A 16,440-nucleotide genomic window follows, 5' to 3' on the forward strand; every position below is an offset into this window, starting at 1 on the left:
CGATGGAGTACCACCCGCAGCCGACCGCAGGCGAGGCCAGGCCCTGGGCCTTCCCCGCGCCCGAGCGCGGCGCTCTGCCCAACGGCCTGACCGTCCTGCGCTGCCACCGCCCCGGCCAGCAGGTCGTCGCCGTGGAGATCTTCCTGGACGCCCCCCTGGACACCGAGCCCGAGGGCCTGGACGGCGTGGCCACGATCATGGCGCGTGCGCTGTCCGAGGGAACGGACAAGCGCTCCGCCGAGGAGTTCGCCGCCGAGCTGGAGCGCTGCGGTGCCACGCTCGACGCGCACGCCGACCACCCGGGTGTCCGGGTCTCCCTGGAGGTCCCGGTCTCCCGGCTGGCCAAGGCGCTCGGCCTGGTCGCCGAGGCGCTGCGGGCCCCGGCCTTCACCGAGAGCGAGGTGGAGCGCCTGGTGGGCAACCGGCTCGACGAGATCCCGCACGAGCAGGCCAACCCGGCCCGCCGCGCCGCCAAGCAGCTCTCCAAGGAGCTCTTCCCCGAGACGGCGCGGATGTCGCGACCGCGCCAGGGGACCGAGGAGACGGTGCGCCGCATCGACGCCGCGGCCGTACGTGCCTTCTACGACGCGCATGTCCGCCCGTCCACCGCGACGGCCGTGATCGTCGGTGACCTCACCGGGGTCGACCTGGACGAGCTGCTCGCCGACACCGTCGGTGACTGGTCGGGCAACGCCGCCGTGTCCCGCCCGGTACCGCCCATCACCGCGGACGACACCGGTCGTGTGGTCATCGTCGACCGTCCGGGAGCCGTACAGACCCAGCTGCTGATCGGCCGGATCGGCGCCGACCGGCACGACAGTGTGTGGCCCGCCCAGGTCCTCGGCACGTACTGCCTGGGAGGCACCCTCACCTCCCGGCTGGACCGGGTGCTGCGCGAGGAGAAGGGCTACACCTACGGGGTCCGCGCCTTCGGGCAGGTGCTGCGCTCGACCGCACCCGGATCGGCCTCCGGGGCGACCGGTGCCGCGATGCTCGCCATCAGCGGTTCCGTGGACACGGAGTCCACCGGACCCGCGCTGGACGACCTCTGGAAGGTCCTGCGCACCCTGGCGGCCGAGGGGCTCACGGACGCCGAGCGCGAGACCGCCGTGCAGAACCTCGTGGGCGTCGCTCCGCTGAAGTTCGAGACGGCCGCCTCCGTCGCCGGCACCCTGGCCGACCAGATGGAGCAGCACCTCCCGGACGACTACCAGGCCCAGCTGTACGCCCGCCTGGCCGAGACCGGCACGGTGGAGGCCACCGCCGCGGTGGTCAACGCCTTCCCCGTCGACCGGCTGGTCACCGTCCTCGTCGGGGACGCCGCACAGATCGCGGACCCCGTCAGGGCGCTCGGCATCGGCGAGGTGTCGGTCGTCAGCGGCTGACCTATCGGAGCAGATCCGGACCCCGGTGAGGACGTTCTCGCCGGGGTCCTCCTATTTGTCCGTGTTCGCGTGGAATATCGCCCGATCTGTTGTGGGATGTGCGACAAAAGGCCTGATCCGTTTGGCGTCGGAAAGCTGCCCGGCCTAGCGTCGGCCCGGCTGTCCGCCAGACATATGCCGCGTCCGCGGCGCCGGACAGTCATCGCCGAGTCCCCGTCAGGCGCGAGCCTGGGGAGCCGGGGACCCACGAAGTCCCTGGGGTGAATCGGATGCCTGCGCCCCCGCACGGGGCGGAGGAGTCCGTAGGAGACCTTCCTGCTCCGAACCCGTCAGCTAACCCGGTAGGCGAGAAGGAAGGAAAGGACCAGCCCCTCCATGGCGTTCACCCGTGCCACCGGGAAGCACCGTGCCCCGAGCCGCCTGACGCGCAGGAGCGCCCAGGTCGCCGGCATCGCGGCTCTGGCCACCACCGGCGTCATCGGCGGTGTGTCCTCCCCGGCCCTCGCCGCGGACTCCGAGGCCCCCACCGCGGGCAGCACCGGCCTGACCCAGGCCGTCGCGATCGACTCCACCCTCGCCGACCAGATCGCCGCCCAGGCGAAGGCCCAGCAGCACCAGGCCGACCTCGCCGCCAAGGCCGAAGCGAAGGCGAAGGCGGCAGCCAGGGCGAAGGCCGAGGCCGAGCGCAAGGCCGAAGCCCGTGCGGCCGAGGCCCGTGAGGCCAAGGCGCGCGCCGCCCGCGCGGCCGAGCGAGCCCGGCTGAACGCCTTCCACCTCCCGGTTGCCGGCTCCCAGGTGACCACCGGCTACAAGTCCGGCGGCGCCCTCTGGTCCTCCGGCAGCCACTCCGGCGTGGACTTCCGGGCCGCGTCCGGCAGTTCCGTCGTCGCGGTGGGCGCCGGCACGGTCGTCGAGGCCGGCTGGGGCGGGGCGTACGGCAACAACATCGTGCTCCGGATGACGGACGGCACGTACACCCAGTACGGCCACCTCTCGTCGATCGGCGTCTCGGTCGGTCAGAGCGTCACGTCCGGCCAGCAGATAGGCCTGTCCGGCTCGACCGGCAACTCCACCGGACCGCACCTGCACTTCGAGGCGCGGACCACCCCCGAGTACGGCTCCGACATGGACCCCGTCGCCTACCTCCGCGCGCACGGCGTCCAGGTCTGACCCCGCCTCGCCCCGCAGCGACGACGAAGGCCCCGGCACCCGCCGGGGCCTTCGTCGTACCACCGGGGGAGGCGCGCCGAAGCTCCGCGGAAGTGATTTCCGGTCAGAAGATATGCATGGATTTTGCTCTGCCGTCGGAAATTCCGACGGATTGCAATAGAGTCACAGAACAGGCGTCGATCGGCCGCGTTTCGCGGGGATTAAGGCGGAGGTTCGGACATGCGCATTCCCGCGCATTCGGTATGCACGGCAATCCGTGACGACATCGTCTCCGGTGGCTTCGAGCGTGGTAGCCGCCTCACCGAAGAGGTGCTCGCGCGTCGCTACGGGGTTTCCCGTGTCCCGGTACGCGAGGCACTGCGCACCCTGGAGTCCGAGGGGTTCGTCGTCACCCGTCGGCATGCCGGGGCCTGCGTCGCCGAGCCCACGGAGCAGGAGGCCGCCGACCTCCTGGAGATGCGGATGCTCCTGGAGCCGCTGGGTGCCGCACGCGCCGCGCAGCGCCGCACGGAGGCACACCTCAAGGTGCTCCGCGGCCTGGTCAGGCTGGGGCAGGAGCGCGTGCGCCGGGGTGAGGGGGAGGATCTGCGCTCCCTCGGCGGCTGGTTCCACGAGACACTTGCCCAGGCTTCGGGCAGCCCGGCGCTGATCGCGCTGCTCACCCAGCTCCGGCACAAGATCGCCTGGATGTACGTGGTCGATCAGCCGGGCCGCCCTGCCGACTCCTGGGCCGAGCACGGTGCCCTCGTGGACGCCGTGGCACGCGGCGACGCGGAACGGGCCAGGACGATCGCCGCCCAGCACGCGGAGCGCGCCACGGCCGCACACCGGCTGCGCCGCACGGACCGGCCGGGGAACGCGGCGGGTCCGTCCCGGGTGAGGGCTTCGCAACACGCCGTAAACACCGCGGGCGTCCGCCATTAACAATTGCACCGTATACAAAGAAGGTAATTGTCGAGGGGCTTTCTTTTTGCTGCCCTAATTCGGGTCGGCCGGGCATTTTCCCCGCTGGCCCGCCCGTCCTTGCGTGAACAGAAAAGCCGCGGTACCCCGAGGGGTACCGCGGCTTTGCCGCAGAAAGAATTCCGGCACGGGCCGGCCGGTTCAGACGGTCTCCGGAAGCTCCTCGAGCCCTTCGGCGACCAGCTTCGCCAGACGGTCCAGGGCGGCCTCCGAGTTGTCCGCCTCGGACGCGAGCACGATCTCCTCGCCACCCTGCGCGCCCAGGCCGAGCACCGCGAGCATGGACGCGGCGTTCACCGGGGAGCCATCGGCCCTGGCGATCGTCACGGGCACGCCGGAGGCCGTGGCGGCACGGACGAAGATGGAAGCGGGGCGGGCGTGCAGGCCCTCGGCCCAACCGACGTTGACGCGGCGCTCAGCCATTGGTTCTGCCCTTCACGTATCAATAGGTTGTCTAGACCAGTCTCTCATGCAGTGCGTACTGCTGTGCCCGGCCTCCGGCCCGGCGGGCCACCGCCGATCGGCCCCCTCAGCGTGCCCGCGCACCGAACCCTCCGCTACCGGTGCGACGAGCCGTAGGCTTTGCCCATGGAGCCCACGCCGGAGCAGAGTCCGCACCATGCGTACCCCGATCACTGGGAGGCGGACGTGGTGCTCCGCGACGGTGGCACCGCGCGGATCAGGCCCATCACCACGGACGACGCCGACCGGCTGGTCAGCTTCTACGAGCAGGTCTCCGACGAGTCGAAGTACTACCGCTTCTTCGCCCCGTATCCGCGTCTCTCGGCCAAGGACGTGCACCGCTTCACCCATCACGACTACGTCGACCGGGTGGGTCTGGCCGTCACGATCGGCGGGGAGTTCATCGCCACCGTCCGCTACGACCGGATCAACGAACAGGGCAGACCCGCCACGGCACCCGCCGACGAGGCCGAGGTCGCCTTCCTCGTCCAGGACGCCCACCAGGGCCGCGGCGTGGCCTCGGCGCTCCTCGAACACATCGCGGCGGTCGCCCGCGAGCGGGGCATCCGCCGGTTCGCCGCCGAGGTGCTGCCCGCGAACAACAAGATGATCAAGGTGTTCCGGGATGCCGGATACACCCAGCAGCGGAGCTTCGAGGACGGGTCCGTCCACCTCACGCTCGACCTGGAACCGACCGCCGAGTCCCTCGCCGTCCAGCGCGGTCGTGAGCAGCGGGCCGAGTCGCGCTCCGTGCAGCGGCTGCTGGCCCCCGGCTCCGTCGCCGTCGTCGGCACCGGGCGCGCGCCAGGCGGAGTCGGCCGCACCGTCCTGCGCAACCTGCTCGGATCCGGTTTCACCGGACGCACGTACGCCGTGAACCGGTCCTTCGGCGAAGGCACGGCCACGGTCGACGGCGTCCCCGCGCACCGCTCCGTCGGTGAGATCGGCGAACAGGTCGACCTCGCGATCGTCGCCGTCCCCGCCGACCGGGTCCCGGAGGCCGTCGCCGACTGTGGTGAACACGGGGTCCAGGGCCTCGTCGTCCTCTCCGCCGGCTACGCCGAGCGCGGTGCCGAGGGACGGGAACGGCAGCGCGAACTGGTCCGGCAGGCACGCTCGTACGGCATGCGGATCATCGGCCCGAACGCCTTCGGCATCATCAACACCTCCGACTCCGTCCGCCTGAACGCCTCCCTCGCTCCCGAGTCGCCCGAGGCCGGGCGCATCGGCCTCTTCACCCAGTCCGGCGCGATCGGCATCGCCGTCCTGTCCGGCCTGTACCGGCGCGGCGCGGGGCTGTCGACCTTCATCTCGGCGGGCAACCGCGCCGACGTCTCCGGGAACGACTTCCTGCAGTACTGGTTCGAGGACCAGGACACCGACGTGGCCCTGCTCTACCTCGAGTCGCTCGGCAACCCGCGCAAGTTCACCCGGCTCGCGCGCCGGACCGCCGCGGTGAAGCCCGTGGTCGTGGTCAAGGGAGCCCGGCACAGCGGCTCCACCCCGCCCGGACACGCTGTGCCGGTCAGCCGGATCCCCGACGCGACGGTCTCCGCCCTGATGCGCCAGGCCGGGGTGATCCGCGTCGACACGGTGACGGAGATGGTCGACGCGGGGCTGCTCCTCGCCGGCCAGCCACTGCCGGCCGGTCCCCGGGTGGCGATCCTCGGCAACTCCGAGTCCCTCGGCCTCCTCACGTACGACGCCTGCCTGGCCGAGGGGCTGCGCCCGCGACCGCCCCGCGACCTCACCACGGCGGCGGGCCCCAAGGACTTCCGGTACGCGCTGGCCGAGGCGCTCGCCGACCGGACCTGCGACGCCGTGATCGTGACGGCGATCCCGTGGGTGGGGGACAACGGCGAGGCGGAGACCGGCGACGGCGAGGTGCTCGCCGCCGCGCTGCGCGAGGCCGCGGCCACGGGGCCGGCCAAGCCGGTGGCGGTCGTGCACGTGGAGATGGGCGGCCTGGCTCAAGCCCTGGCCGCCGCGGCGAGCACGGCCACCCCGCCCGTGAACGGCGCCCCGTCACCCGGCGTTGTCCCGGAGCCCGGACCGGACAGCGGCCCCACGCGCCCCGCGGGCTCGGCCCCAGCGGGTCCGGGCCTCGGCACAGGTCCGGGCTCGGCCCCAGCGGGCGCGGGCCTGGGCGCGGGAACGGGCTCGGCCCCAGCGGGCGCGCCGCCATCGCAAGCGACCGCGGACACGAGCGCCCGGGACACGAGCGCCCAGGGCACGGACGGGCGGGACACGAGCGCCCAGGGCACGGACGTCCGCGACACGGCCGCCCAGGGCACGGACGGCCGCGGCACGGACGGCCCCCCGGCGAGCACGGGCCCCGGCGGCTCCGGCCCGCCCCAGGCACCGAGCGCGCCCCGGACCAGCACCCTCCGGCCGCCCGGAACCCCGCCCGCCGTCCCCGCCCTGTCCGGCACGGCGGGACCCGAGACCGGCGCGGTGGACGCCGACGCACGCGCCCCGGAGACCCGTGTCGGGCGCATCCCCGCCTACCCCGCGGCCGAGCGGGCCGTCCGGGCCCTCGCCGAGGCAGTGAAGTACGCCCAGTGGCGGCGCCAGGCGGCCACCCCCGGCAAGGTCCCCGAATTCCTGGACGACACCATCGACGAGCCGGGCACCGCCGCCCTGATCGAGCGGCTGCTCGGCCCCGGGCCCGACCCGCGCGGCCGTCCGCTCACCCCTGACGAGGCCCGCGAACTGCTCGGCCTCTACGGGATCTCCGTACGGCCCGCCCTCCCGGCCCCCGACGCGGAGGCGGCCGTCACCGCCGCCGCGCGGCTCGGCTACCCGGTGGCACTCAAGACCACCGCCCCCCATCTCCGCCACCGCGCGGACCTCGGCGGTGTCCGGCTCGACCTCGTGAACGAGAGCGCCCTGCGCCGCGCCTACGAGGAACTGACCGACCTGCTCGGCACCCCCACTGAGCTGCGGCCCGTCGTCCAGGCCATGGCACCGCGCGGGGTGGACACCGTCGTACGCGCCTCGATCGACGCCGCCGCCGGAGCCGTTCTCTCCTTCGGCCTGGCCGGAGCGCCCTCCGAACTGCTCGGTGACACCGCCCACCGGCTCGTGCCCGTCACCGACCGCGACGCCGCGGAGCTGATCCGCTCCATCAGGGCGGCGCCGGTGCTGTTCGGCTGGCGTGGTTCCGCGCCGGCGGACACCGCGGCGCTCGAAGAGCTCCTGCTGCGGGTCTCCCGGCTGGTCGACGACCACCCCGAAGTGGTCTCGGTCGCCCTGGAGCCCGTCGTCGTCGCCACACACGGCCTGACCGTGCTCGGGGCGAGCGTCCGGCTCGCCCCGCCGCCGGCCCGCACCGACCTGGGTCCCCGCCGCCTCTCCAGTTACTGACCACTCACCCGTCACGGAGCCGCGCACGGCGTCCCCGGCAGTCACCGGCCCCCCGTAGGATGGTCCGCATGGCAAAGACCGGTACGACGACCCAGGGGCTGCGCGCGGCGATCGAGCGCAGCGGCTACTACCCGGCCCTCGTGGCCGAGGCGGTGGAGGCCGCCGTCGGCGGGGAGCCGGTCGCGTCGTACCTGGTGCACCAGGAGACCACCTTCGACTCCAACGAGGTGCGCCGCCATGTCACGGTCCTCGTCCTGACGGACACCCGCTTCATCGTCAGCCACACCGACGAACAGGCAGCCGACACCAGCTCCCCGACCCCGTACGCCACGACGTCCACCGAGTCGGTCAAGCTCGACCGGATCTCGTCCGTCGTGGTCTCCCGTGTGGTCGCCAACCCCGAGAAGTACGTGCCCGGCACCCTGCCCCGTGAGGTCGTCCTGACGATCGGCTGGGGTGCGGTCTCCCGGCTCGACCTCGAACCCGCCGCCTGCGGCGACCCCAACTGCGAGGCCGACCACGGCTACACGGGCAGCTCCACCGCCGACGACCTGAGCCTGCGCGTCAGCGAGGCCGGGGACGGCCCGGACACCGTGCGCCAGACCCTCGCCTTCGCCCAGGCGCTCTCCGAGGCCACCGCCGCGACGCCGGCGACCGGTCGCTGATGGTCCAGCCGGCCTGGCAGGACCCCGTTCTGCTCGCTCCCGACACCGCTCCCGCGCCCGAGTACGGCAGCGGATCGCTCGCCGACCTGCTGCCGACGCTCGCCGCGGGTCAGGGCGTACCCGGCTTCGAGGCGACGATCGCGGAGCTCACACCCGCCGACCGGAACTGCGTCTTCCTGATCGACGGGCTCGGCTGGGAACAGATCAAGGCCCACCCGGACGAGGCCCCCTTCCTGCACTCCTTGCTCCCCACCTCCCGCGGTGGCACCGGCCGCCCGATCACGGCGGGCTTCCCGGCTACGACGGCGACCTCCCTCGCCTCGGTCGGTACGGGGCTGCCCCCCGGCGAGCACGGCCTTCCCGGCTACACCGCGCGCAATCCGGAGACCGGCGCGCTGATGAACCAGCTCCGCTGGAAGCCGTGGACCGAGCCCAAGGTCTGGCAGCCGTACCCCACGGTCTTCAAGCTCGCCGACGCCGCGGGCGTGCGCACCGCCCAGGTCTCCGCGCCCGACTTCGAGCAGACCCCGCTCACCAAGGTCGCGCTCAGCGGCGGGTCCTTCCTCGGCCGGCTGTCCGGAGAGGACCGGATGGACCTCGCCGCCGAGCGGCTCGCCGCCGGTGACCGGTCCCTCGTCTACACGTACTACAGCGAGGTCGACGGCAAGGGCCACCGCTTCGGTGTCGACTCCGACGCCTGGCGGGGCCAGCTGATGTACGTCGACGGGCTCGCCCGGCGCCTCGCCGAGCAGCTCCCGCCCCGCTCGGCGCTGTACGTCACCGCCGACCACGGCATGATCGACATCCCGTTCGACGAGCAGTCCCGGATCGACTTCGACGAGGACTGGGAGCTCCGCGCGGGAGTGGCCCTGCTCGGCGGCGAGGGCCGCGCCCGCCATGTGTACGCGGTTCCCGGGGCCGAGGCCGATGTGCTGACCGTCTGGCGCGAGGTGCTCGGCGAGCAGTTCTGGGTGGCGAGCAGGGACGAGGCCATCGCGGCCGGCTGGTTCGGCCCGCGGATCGACGAGCGCGTGTACGGCAGGATCGGCGACGTGGTGGCGGCGGCCCACGACGACGTGGTGATCACCGCCTCGGTCAACGAGCCCCACGAATCGGCCATGGTCGGCATGCACGGCTCGCTGACACCGGTGGAACAGCTTGTCCCGCTCCTCGAAGTACGCTCGTAACCCCTGCCTCCCCCGAACCGCACCGCACCCGAAAGGCGCTCGACTTCTCATGCCCGAGCTTGTGTTCTTCTCCGGAACGATGGACTGCGGGAAGAGCACGCTGGCCCTCCAGATCGGCCACAACCGGTCGGCCCGCGGGCTGCAGGGCGTGATCTTCACCCGTGACGACAGGGCGGGTGAAGGCAAGTTGTCCTCGCGGTTGGGCCTGGTGACGGAGGCTGTCGAGGCGGACGAGGGGATGGACCTGTACGCGTACCTGGTCGCCCAGCTGACCAAGGGCGGCAGGGTCGACTACGTGATCGTGGACGAAGCGCAGTTCCTGGCACCGGCTCAGATCGATCAACTGGCACGCGTCGTGGACGACTTGGACATGGACGTCTTCGCTTTCGGTATCACGACGGACTTCCGCACGAGGCTGTTTCCCGGGTCGCAGCGACTGATCGAGCTGGCCGACCGGATCGAGCAGCTGCAGGTCGAGGCCCTCTGCTGGTGTGGGGCCCGCGCCACTCACAACGCGCGGACCATAGACGGCGAGATGGTCGTCCAGGGGGCACAGGTCGTGGTCGGTGATGTGAACCGGCCGATGGGCGAGATCGGCTACGAGGTCCTCTGCCGCCGTCATCACCGGCGCCGGATGACTGCCGCGTCTGCTCGCACGGGTGCGCTGTCTCCGGATGTTCTGCCTGTGTCATCCGCTTGATGCCCGGACCGGGACGGAGCGGCGCGACGTCCGGACGCGTGCTCGACTCAGGCGTGCACCTGCCCAACCAGGTACGTAACGACAAGTTCCGCACCATGGCGGAGCTGATCGGCATCCACCCGCCTTCGGACACCACGTGCCGCACGGTGCGCGCGTTCATGCTCCGCAACCGCTGAACCGCCACCGGCGCCGGGCGGGTGCCTTCGATCATGAGACGCCCGGCACCGCTGTGCCGCACACCGGTCCCGCGCTGAGGCAGTATGGGCGCACGAGGGGATCGCTCTCATCACGAAGTCCTCGCGGCCCGACGGCACTTGTGCCCCCAGCCACGGGGTTTGCGCTCCCGCCGGAGGAGAAGGGCACGACGGTTGGCTGAGGAGAGGACGGTCCCGGCCCCGTCGGCCTGGACGGCGCTGTCCGGTCGGTACGGACGTGCCGTCGCCAGGGCATGCGACCTGGGTGTCGTGCTGGTGGTCCTGGTGACGGCGCAGTACTACAGCGCTGAGTACGACCTGCTGTTGGGCGGGCTGATGGCACTGTGCCTGCTGGCCCGCAGACGGTTCCCCGGCACGGTGACGGCAGCCGTCCTGGCGCTGAGCGTCGTCCAGTTCGTCCTGCACGGACTGCCCGAACTTCCACTGGCGTCGGCGCCGGCCTCGTACGACGTGGCTGTGATGTTCGCCATGATGTCGGTCATCCACCATTCCCGGACCACCTGGATGCCGTATCTCGCGGGCGGCGTGGTGCTGCTGGCCGGGTCGGTGGGGGTGCAGGTTCCCGGCATCGAGCCGTTCGTCGATCTCGAATCGCTCCTGGTCTTCTGGGGACTGACACTGACGGTCTGGCTGACGGCCTTCGCCCTGCACACGCGGCGCCTCTACGCCGAGAGCCAGGCGGCCCGCGCCCTGCACGTCGAGCGGGAACAGGAGCAGCGGGTCCGGCTGGCCGCGGCCCTGGAGCGGGCCGAGACAGCCCGTGAACTGCACGACGTGGTGGCGCACAGCCTGGCCGTCATGATCCTTCAGGCCGACGGCGCCGAGTCCGTGCTGCGGAAGTCGCCGGACACGGCGCAGTCCGCGCTGAAGACGATCGCGGCGACGGGCCGGGACGCGATCGACGACATGCACCGCATCGTCCGGGTGCTGCGCGAGGGAAACCCGCCGGACTCCGCCGACAGCGGCCCGGCACGGCGTCTGGTCACCCTCGACGAGCAACCTGCTGCCACAACTGACGGCGTACGAGAACATCGTGCTGCCCGTCACCATGTCCGGCGGGCGCCCGGACCGCGAGCTGGTGGACCATCTCTGCGAAGTCCTCGGCATCGCCCACCGGGTGTCGCACCGCCCCGCCGAGCTGTCCGGGGGCCAGCAGCAGCGGGTCGCCGTGGCCCGTGCGCTGGTGGCCCGGTCGGCGGTGGTCTTCGCCGACGAACCCACCGGCAACCTCGACTCCCGGGCCGGTGCCGAAGTCCTCACCATGCTGCGCCGGTCCGTCGACGACCTCGGCCAGTCGGTCGTGACGGTCACCCACGACCCCGCGGCCGCGGGGTACGCGGACCGGGTGCTGACCCTCGCGGACGGACGTGTCGTGAAGGACGAGCACACCGCTCCCTCCGGGTGGGCCGCCGCACCCGCCACCGACGTCATACGGAGGCGGCGAGTAGCCGCAAGGCGGCCGGGAAGCTGTCCCCCACCGGGGCTGGTGACGGACGCGGGCGAGTCGTCCCGCGAGATGAACCTCCACCGGCATGTCATCGTCGGCGACGCCAACCAGCAGGCGGACGAGGTCGGTTACGAGGTGCTCCGCCGATGCCACCACCGGCGCAGGATGACCGGCGCGGCAGCCCGCGCGGCGGCCCTCTCGCCGGGCATGCGGCCCGTCACCTCGGCCGGCTTCCCGCCGTCCCGGCGGGCCCTGGTTCAGCGGCCCGTCGACCGCACCATCGTGAACACCGCACCCTCCGGGTCCGCGACGGTGGCCAGCCTTCCGCTCGACGCGTCCCGGGGCGGCTGCAGCACATGTCCGCCGAGCTCCACGACGCGCGCGGCGGCCTCGTCGGTGTCGGCGACCTCGAAGTAGGTCATCCAGTGCGGCCCCCGGTCACGCGGTAGGGCGTGCCCCACACCGTGCAGGGCGGCCACCGGCCGGCCCTCCAGGTGCAGCGTCTGGTAGTCGAAGTCGGCCGAGACGACCGCCTCCGTCTCGAAGCCGAAAACGGCCTGGTAGAACTTGGCGACCGAAGAGGTCTCCCGGGTCACCAGCTCATTCCACACCGGGGTGCCGGGAGCACCGGCCAGGGCCGTGCCGAGGTGCTCGGCCGCCTGCCAGATGCCGAAGACCGCCCCGCCCGGGTCCGAGGCGATCGCGAGCCGTCCCGCGCGGCCGGCGTCGAGCGGCCCGACGGCCACGGTGCCGCCGCAGGAACGGATGGCCTCGGCGGTGGCGTCGGCGTCCTCCGTGGCGAGGTAGGTCGTCCAGGCGATCGGAAGGTGCCGGTCGGGCGGAAGCTGCCCGATGCCCGCCACATCCTTCCCGCGCAGCAGGGCACGGACGTACGGCCCCAACTGCTCGGGGCCCGGCCGGAACTCCCAGCCGAACAACTGGCCGTAGAAATCCTGGGTCGCGGTCAGGCCGTGCACGATCAGACTCACCCAGCACGGTGCGCCGGGCGTGCGCCGGGTGGCAGCCTCGGTCATCTTCTTCTCTCTCCTCGTGCCATCGGGGCGGCCGTACGGGGGCGGGAGCCGGCCGTAAAGGGGGAGAGGGGCCGGTGCGCCGTACAGCGGTACGGATACGGTCGTGTGCGCTCCGTGCAGATGCTCGCACCACAGGGCTCCCCAGGCACCCCGGCCGCGCCGCGTTTCGGCGTACCGGTCGCCAGGAAGCCGGGTTTGGTGCGGTACATCCCTTTCGGATTCGCGCGCCGCGGGGGCCGCCCGTGCGCGAAGATGGCAGCTATGAAGCCCATCATCACCGCATCCGAATATGCGAGCGAGTCGGCAGGAGCGCGTCCGCCGGTACTCCTGGACATCCGCTGGCAGCTGGGCGGTCCGCACGGCCGCCCCGACTACGACGCCGGACACCTCCCCGGCGCGGTGTTCGTCGACCTCGACACGGAGCTCGCGGGCCCGGCGGGCAGCGGCGGCCGCCACCCCCTGCCGGACCTGGAGACCTTCGGGGCCGTCATGCGGCGGGCCGGGGTCTCCCGGGACACTCCGGTGGTGGTCTACGACGGCGGACAGGGCTGGGCCGCGGCCCGTGCCTGGTGGCTGCTGCGCTGGACGGGGCACCCCGATGTCAGGGTGCTGGACGGCGGTCTCGGGGCGTGGGCCGGCGAGCTCGACACGAAGACGCCGGAACCCGCCGAGGGCGACTTCCGGCCGGTTCCGGGAGCGGTTCCCCTGCTGGACGCCGACGGGGCCGCCGCGCTGGCCGACTCCGGTCTGCTGCTCGACGCGCGGGCCGCGGAGCGCTACCGGGGTGACGTGGAGCCGATCGACCGGGTGGGCGGCCACATCCCGGGAGCGGTCTCCGCCCCCACCGCCCTGAACGTCGCCGAGGACGGACGCTTCCTTCCCGCCGACGCGCTGGCCTCCCGGTTCTCCGCCCTGGGAGCCGACGGCGACACGGAGGTCGGAGTCTACTGCGGCTCGGGTGTCTCGGGCGCCCACCAGGTGCTGGCACTGGAGATCGCCGGACACCGTGCGGCCCTGTACGCGGGCTCCTGGTCGGAATGGTCCTCGGACGAGTCCCGCCCCGTCGCCACCGGCCCGGACCCTCGGTAACGCACCGCGGACCCGGACGGGGCGAGGGCCCGTACGCAGCGGCGTACGGGCCCTCGCCATGCCACGGCCATCCGGACCGGTCCTCAGTCCTGCTTCTTCCGGCGTGTGCCGAAGACGATCTCGTCCCAGCTGGGCACGGCCGCCCGCCGTCCCGGACGGACGCCGTCCGCCTCTGCCTGCCGGTCCGTCGTACCGGTCAGCCGGTCGCGGTGGCCGGCCACCGCACGGGGCATCAGGACGTCCGCGTACGCGGAACCGGCGCCCGCCGAGGCCGCCGGAGCCGAGGGCTCGTCGACCTCGGGATCCTGGGACGCGGGCTCGATCGCGGGCGGCTCGGGCTGGGTCGGCCGCTCGGGCACGACCATGTCGCCGCGGAAGCTCGGCACCGCCTCCAGGAGGCTGGTCAGCGAGTCGCGCTCGACGGCCGACACGCCGCCGATGCGCTCCTCCGGTTCCGGTGCCGGGGGAGCGGGGCGCTCGATCTGGCGATCGAGCGCGCGGTCCAGCGGCCGGTCGCGCGGCAGCCGGGCGATCCGGGGCACGAACGGGAAGCTCGGCTCCGGAGCGGTGACGTCGTCGGTCTCACCGATCAGCGAACGGGCTTCCTCGTCCACGGCCTGGACCAGGCGGCGCGGTGGGTCGTACGTCCAGCTCGCCGAGTGCGGTTCGCCCGCGACCCGATAGACGAGGAGGACTTCCCAGGTGCCGTCGTCCCGGCGCCAGGAGTCCCACTGGACGGTCTCCCGGTCGGCGCCGCGCAGCAGGAGTCGCTCCTGCACCGCCTCGCCGAGCTGGGGGCCGGTGTTCTCGCCGGGACGGCGCACAGGAGTCTTCCGGGCCCGCTCGGCCATGAAGGCACGCTCCGCGAGCACGGGGCCCTCGAAGCGGCGCACACGGTCCACCGGGATCCCGGCGAACTGGGCGACCTCCTCCGCGGAGGCACCGGCTCGTATCCGGGCCTGGATGTCGCGGGGGCGGAGGTGGCTCTCCACCTCGATCTCGATCTGGCCGAGCCGGGCGCGGTCGTTGCGCACGGCGGCGCGCAGCCGCTCATCGATCGGAAGCGTGTACTCCGTGCTGTCCGCAGCCTTGAGCACCAGTCGTGTGCCGTCGTTTGAGACGGCCACGACACGCAGTTCGGGCATGGGAACCTCCCGGGTGGTGCCTGCCGACGTCACGTGCGTCGCTGCTTCCGCTAGTCGAGTGTGACCTGCCCGGGTTCAGCCTGTCACAACCTTGCCAAGTTACCCGGCGTGTCGGGCATTGGCCCTGGATCGCCGCGCCGACCCGGTCGCCTGCCGCGCGACGGAGGCTGACCTGGCTGGTCACTCCATCTCGCAGACGCCCGTGCGATGCCGCGGTGCCGCCGGTTCGAGTGCCGCCTTCGGCCCCCTCCCGTCAAGCCCGGATACTCATGTGGGAGTCCGGCCCCAGGGCTCGCCACAGTACTCCATTCGGGCCACCGGGGTGGACCGGCGCGCCGCCGAAGTTCTCGCCGGACACGGGAGTCGGGTTACCCAGTTGCCCGCGATATGCCCTCAATGCGTGTGCTGCTTCACAGAATCTCCAGGAACGGAACTATTCGCTTCGCTCATATGTCCCTTCCTGGTGCAAGGTGGGGTGGTTGTCGAGCAAGGGCTGGTAATGGTTCAGAAGCCGCGAAATGATGCGGAACACAAGGAAAGGCGCATAGATCTGAGTCTCCCGCAGGTCGCGGGCAGCGCCGTCGCGGCCGTCGCGGCAGCGGTGATGGCCTCGCAGCTGGGTGTGTACGGCACGATCGCCGGTGCTGGTGTGATGAGCGTGGTGGCCACCTGCGGGGGATCGGTCTTCCAGCACTTCTTCCGGCGCACGGGGGAGCAGATCCGCGAGGTCACCGTCCAGGTGAAGCATCCGGGCGGCCGTCAGGTGACCGTGCACACACGGGAGACGGCTGCGGCGGAGCGGAGCGGCCGGGAGGGAACGGAGGCCCCTGCGGCGGCGACCCCACCGGACGACGGCGCCACGACGGTCCTGCGTACGGCGGAACCGGACCCCGGACGGACGCGACTGCTGCGGCCGGACCCGGAGCGGACGCAGCTCCTGCACACGGCGGAATCCGGCCCCGAGCGGACGCGGCTCCTGCGCGCGAAGGAATCCGGCCCGGAGCGGACGCGGCTCCTGAGGCCCGACCCCGAGCGGATGCGGTTGCCCGGCTCCGGCCCGTCCGACGACGTCTACTCCGACGGGCACACGCACGGCACCCGTATCCGGGGCTGGAAGCGCTCGGCCCTGGCCGCAGCCGCGGTCTTCGCCGTGTCGATGACCGGCATCACCACGTACGAACTGGTCTCCGGCAACGGCCTCAGCGGCAGCGGCAGCGGGGCGACGACCGTCGGCTCCGTCGTGCGCGGCGACCGGGATGCCGGAACGGCGGACCCCACGCCCTCGTCCGGCACCGACCAGGAACGGGACGACGATCAGGAGGTCCCGTCCGGCAGCGGCACGGGGACGGCCCCCGGGACCGACCCGGCTGCCGGGACGAGCGCGACACCGGACACCGGCACGGGCGGTGCGTCGACGGACGAGCCCGCCCCCACACCCTCCGGCAGCGCCTCCTCGCCCGATCCGACCGCCACGCCGACGGCGCCCGAGGAAGGCGTGCCGGCCGCACCGGACCCGACCGGCGAAGCGCCGACGCAGCAGCAGGACGGGGCCACGGCGGAGACGGACACCGCTCGGTGACCGGGGCGGGGTGCCCGGACCGGGCACCCCGGC

At 72.6% G+C, this 16,440-nt stretch carries 13 protein-coding genes, 3 pseudogenes and 1 riboswitch; of the genes and pseudogenes, 12 read left to right on the top strand and 4 right to left on the bottom strand.

The genetic code is table 11. The annotated features are described in order from the left end of the window. The first annotated feature begins 2 nt into the window (after window positions 1–2). From OG524_RS27480 to OG524_RS27490, 3 genes are all read left to right on the top strand, one after another. On the top strand, window positions 3–1,385 hold the full coding sequence (locus OG524_RS27480) for a M16 family metallopeptidase (RefSeq protein ID WP_405393063.1): 1,383 nt from the start codon (window positions 3–5) through the stop codon (window positions 1,383–1,385). Window positions 1,386–1,578: 193 nt separating this feature from the next. Then, window positions 1,579–1,747, top strand: a riboswitch (cyclic di-AMP (ydaO/yuaA leader). A gap of 13 nt (window positions 1,748–1,760) precedes the next feature. Beyond that, window positions 1,761–2,555 carry a M23 family metallopeptidase gene (locus OG524_RS27485; RefSeq protein WP_405811840.1) on the top strand — a complete coding sequence of 265 codons (795 nt, stop codon included), beginning with the start codon at window positions 1,761–1,763 and terminating at the stop codon, window positions 2,553–2,555. A gap of 219 nt (window positions 2,556–2,774) precedes the next feature. After that, window positions 2,775–3,479, top strand: a complete 705-nt coding sequence (locus OG524_RS27490) for a GntR family transcriptional regulator (protein WP_405388033.1) — start codon at window positions 2,775–2,777, stop codon at window positions 3,477–3,479. Between the two features lie 180 nt (window positions 3,480–3,659). Here OG524_RS27490 and OG524_RS27495 read toward each other — a convergent pair whose 3' ends face one another. Next, window positions 3,660–3,941 (bottom strand): HPr family phosphocarrier protein, encoded by a 282-nt coding sequence (locus OG524_RS27495; protein ID WP_384497714.1) that lies wholly within the window; start codon window positions 3,939–3,941, stop codon window positions 3,660–3,662. A 165-nt stretch (window positions 3,942–4,106) separates the two neighbouring features. On the opposite strand from OG524_RS27495, the gene OG524_RS27500 reads away from it, so the two are divergent. The 5 genes and pseudogenes from OG524_RS27500 to OG524_RS27520 all read left to right on the top strand — a co-directional run. Further along, on the top strand, window positions 4,107–7,346 hold the full coding sequence (locus tag OG524_RS27500) for a GNAT family N-acetyltransferase (protein ID WP_405811841.1): 3,240 nt from the start codon (window positions 4,107–4,109) through the stop codon (window positions 7,344–7,346). A 68-nt stretch (window positions 7,347–7,414) separates the two neighbouring features. Next, window positions 7,415–8,011 carry a DUF5998 family protein gene (locus OG524_RS27505; RefSeq protein WP_384497718.1) on the top strand — a complete coding sequence of 199 codons (597 nt, stop codon included), beginning with the start codon at window positions 7,415–7,417 and terminating at the stop codon, window positions 8,009–8,011. Further along, the gene (locus tag OG524_RS27510; RefSeq protein WP_405388031.1) at window positions 8,011–9,198 is read left to right on the top strand and encodes an alkaline phosphatase family protein; all 1,188 of its coding nucleotides are present in this window, start codon (window positions 8,011–8,013) and stop codon (window positions 9,196–9,198) included. The genes OG524_RS27505 and OG524_RS27510 overlap by 1 nt, the downstream gene beginning before the upstream one ends. A gap of 49 nt (window positions 9,199–9,247) precedes the next feature. Continuing rightward, on the top strand, window positions 9,248–9,898 hold the full coding sequence (locus tag OG524_RS27515; protein WP_384497721.1) for a thymidine kinase: 651 nt from the start codon (window positions 9,248–9,250) through the stop codon (window positions 9,896–9,898). 38 nt (window positions 9,899–9,936) lie between these two features. After that, a pseudogene (locus OG524_RS27520) lies at window positions 9,937–10,074 on the top strand (hypothetical protein); the annotation flags it as partial. Window positions 10,075–10,391: 317 nt separating this feature from the next. Here OG524_RS27520 and OG524_RS27525 read toward each other — a convergent pair. After that, a complete protein-coding gene (locus OG524_RS27525; RefSeq protein ID WP_405812551.1) occupies window positions 10,392–10,682 on the bottom strand; it encodes a hypothetical protein in 291 nt (96 codons plus the stop codon). A 229-nt stretch (window positions 10,683–10,911) separates the two neighbouring features. Between OG524_RS27525 and OG524_RS27530 the strand changes: the two are divergent. Next, window positions 10,912–10,992, top strand: a pseudogene (locus tag OG524_RS27530) (hypothetical protein); the annotation flags it as partial. A gap of 118 nt (window positions 10,993–11,110) precedes the next feature. Then, window positions 11,111–11,512: pseudogene (locus OG524_RS27535) on the top strand (ABC transporter ATP-binding protein); the annotation flags it as partial. Between the two features lie 305 nt (window positions 11,513–11,817). Here the strand turns inward: OG524_RS27535 and OG524_RS27540 are convergent. Further along, complete coding sequence (locus OG524_RS27540; protein ID WP_405388029.1) at window positions 11,818–12,594, bottom strand: VOC family protein; 777 nt, start codon at window positions 12,592–12,594, stop codon at window positions 11,818–11,820. A gap of 261 nt (window positions 12,595–12,855) precedes the next feature. Here OG524_RS27540 and OG524_RS27545 point away from each other — a divergent pair, with 261 nt between their 5' ends. Then, window positions 12,856–13,683, top strand: a complete 828-nt coding sequence (locus OG524_RS27545) for a sulfurtransferase (RefSeq protein ID WP_405393062.1) — start codon at window positions 12,856–12,858, stop codon at window positions 13,681–13,683. Between the two features lie 83 nt (window positions 13,684–13,766). On the opposite strand, the gene sepH is transcribed toward OG524_RS27545, so the two are convergent. Further along, window positions 13,767–14,828 carry a septation protein SepH gene (sepH, locus tag OG524_RS27550; RefSeq protein WP_405388028.1) on the bottom strand — a complete coding sequence of 354 codons (1,062 nt, stop codon included), beginning with the start codon at window positions 14,826–14,828 and terminating at the stop codon, window positions 13,767–13,769. Between the two features lie 499 nt (window positions 14,829–15,327). Here sepH and OG524_RS27555 point away from each other — a divergent pair, with 499 nt between their 5' ends. Beyond that, window positions 15,328–16,407 carry a hypothetical protein gene (locus OG524_RS27555; protein WP_405811842.1) on the top strand — a complete coding sequence of 360 codons (1,080 nt, stop codon included), beginning with the start codon at window positions 15,328–15,330 and terminating at the stop codon, window positions 16,405–16,407. Window positions 16,408–16,440: the final 33 nt, after the last annotated feature.

Source organism: Streptomyces sp. NBC_01520 (assembly GCF_045040375.1).
Lineage (GTDB): Bacteria > Actinomycetota > Actinomycetes > Streptomycetales > Streptomycetaceae > Streptomyces.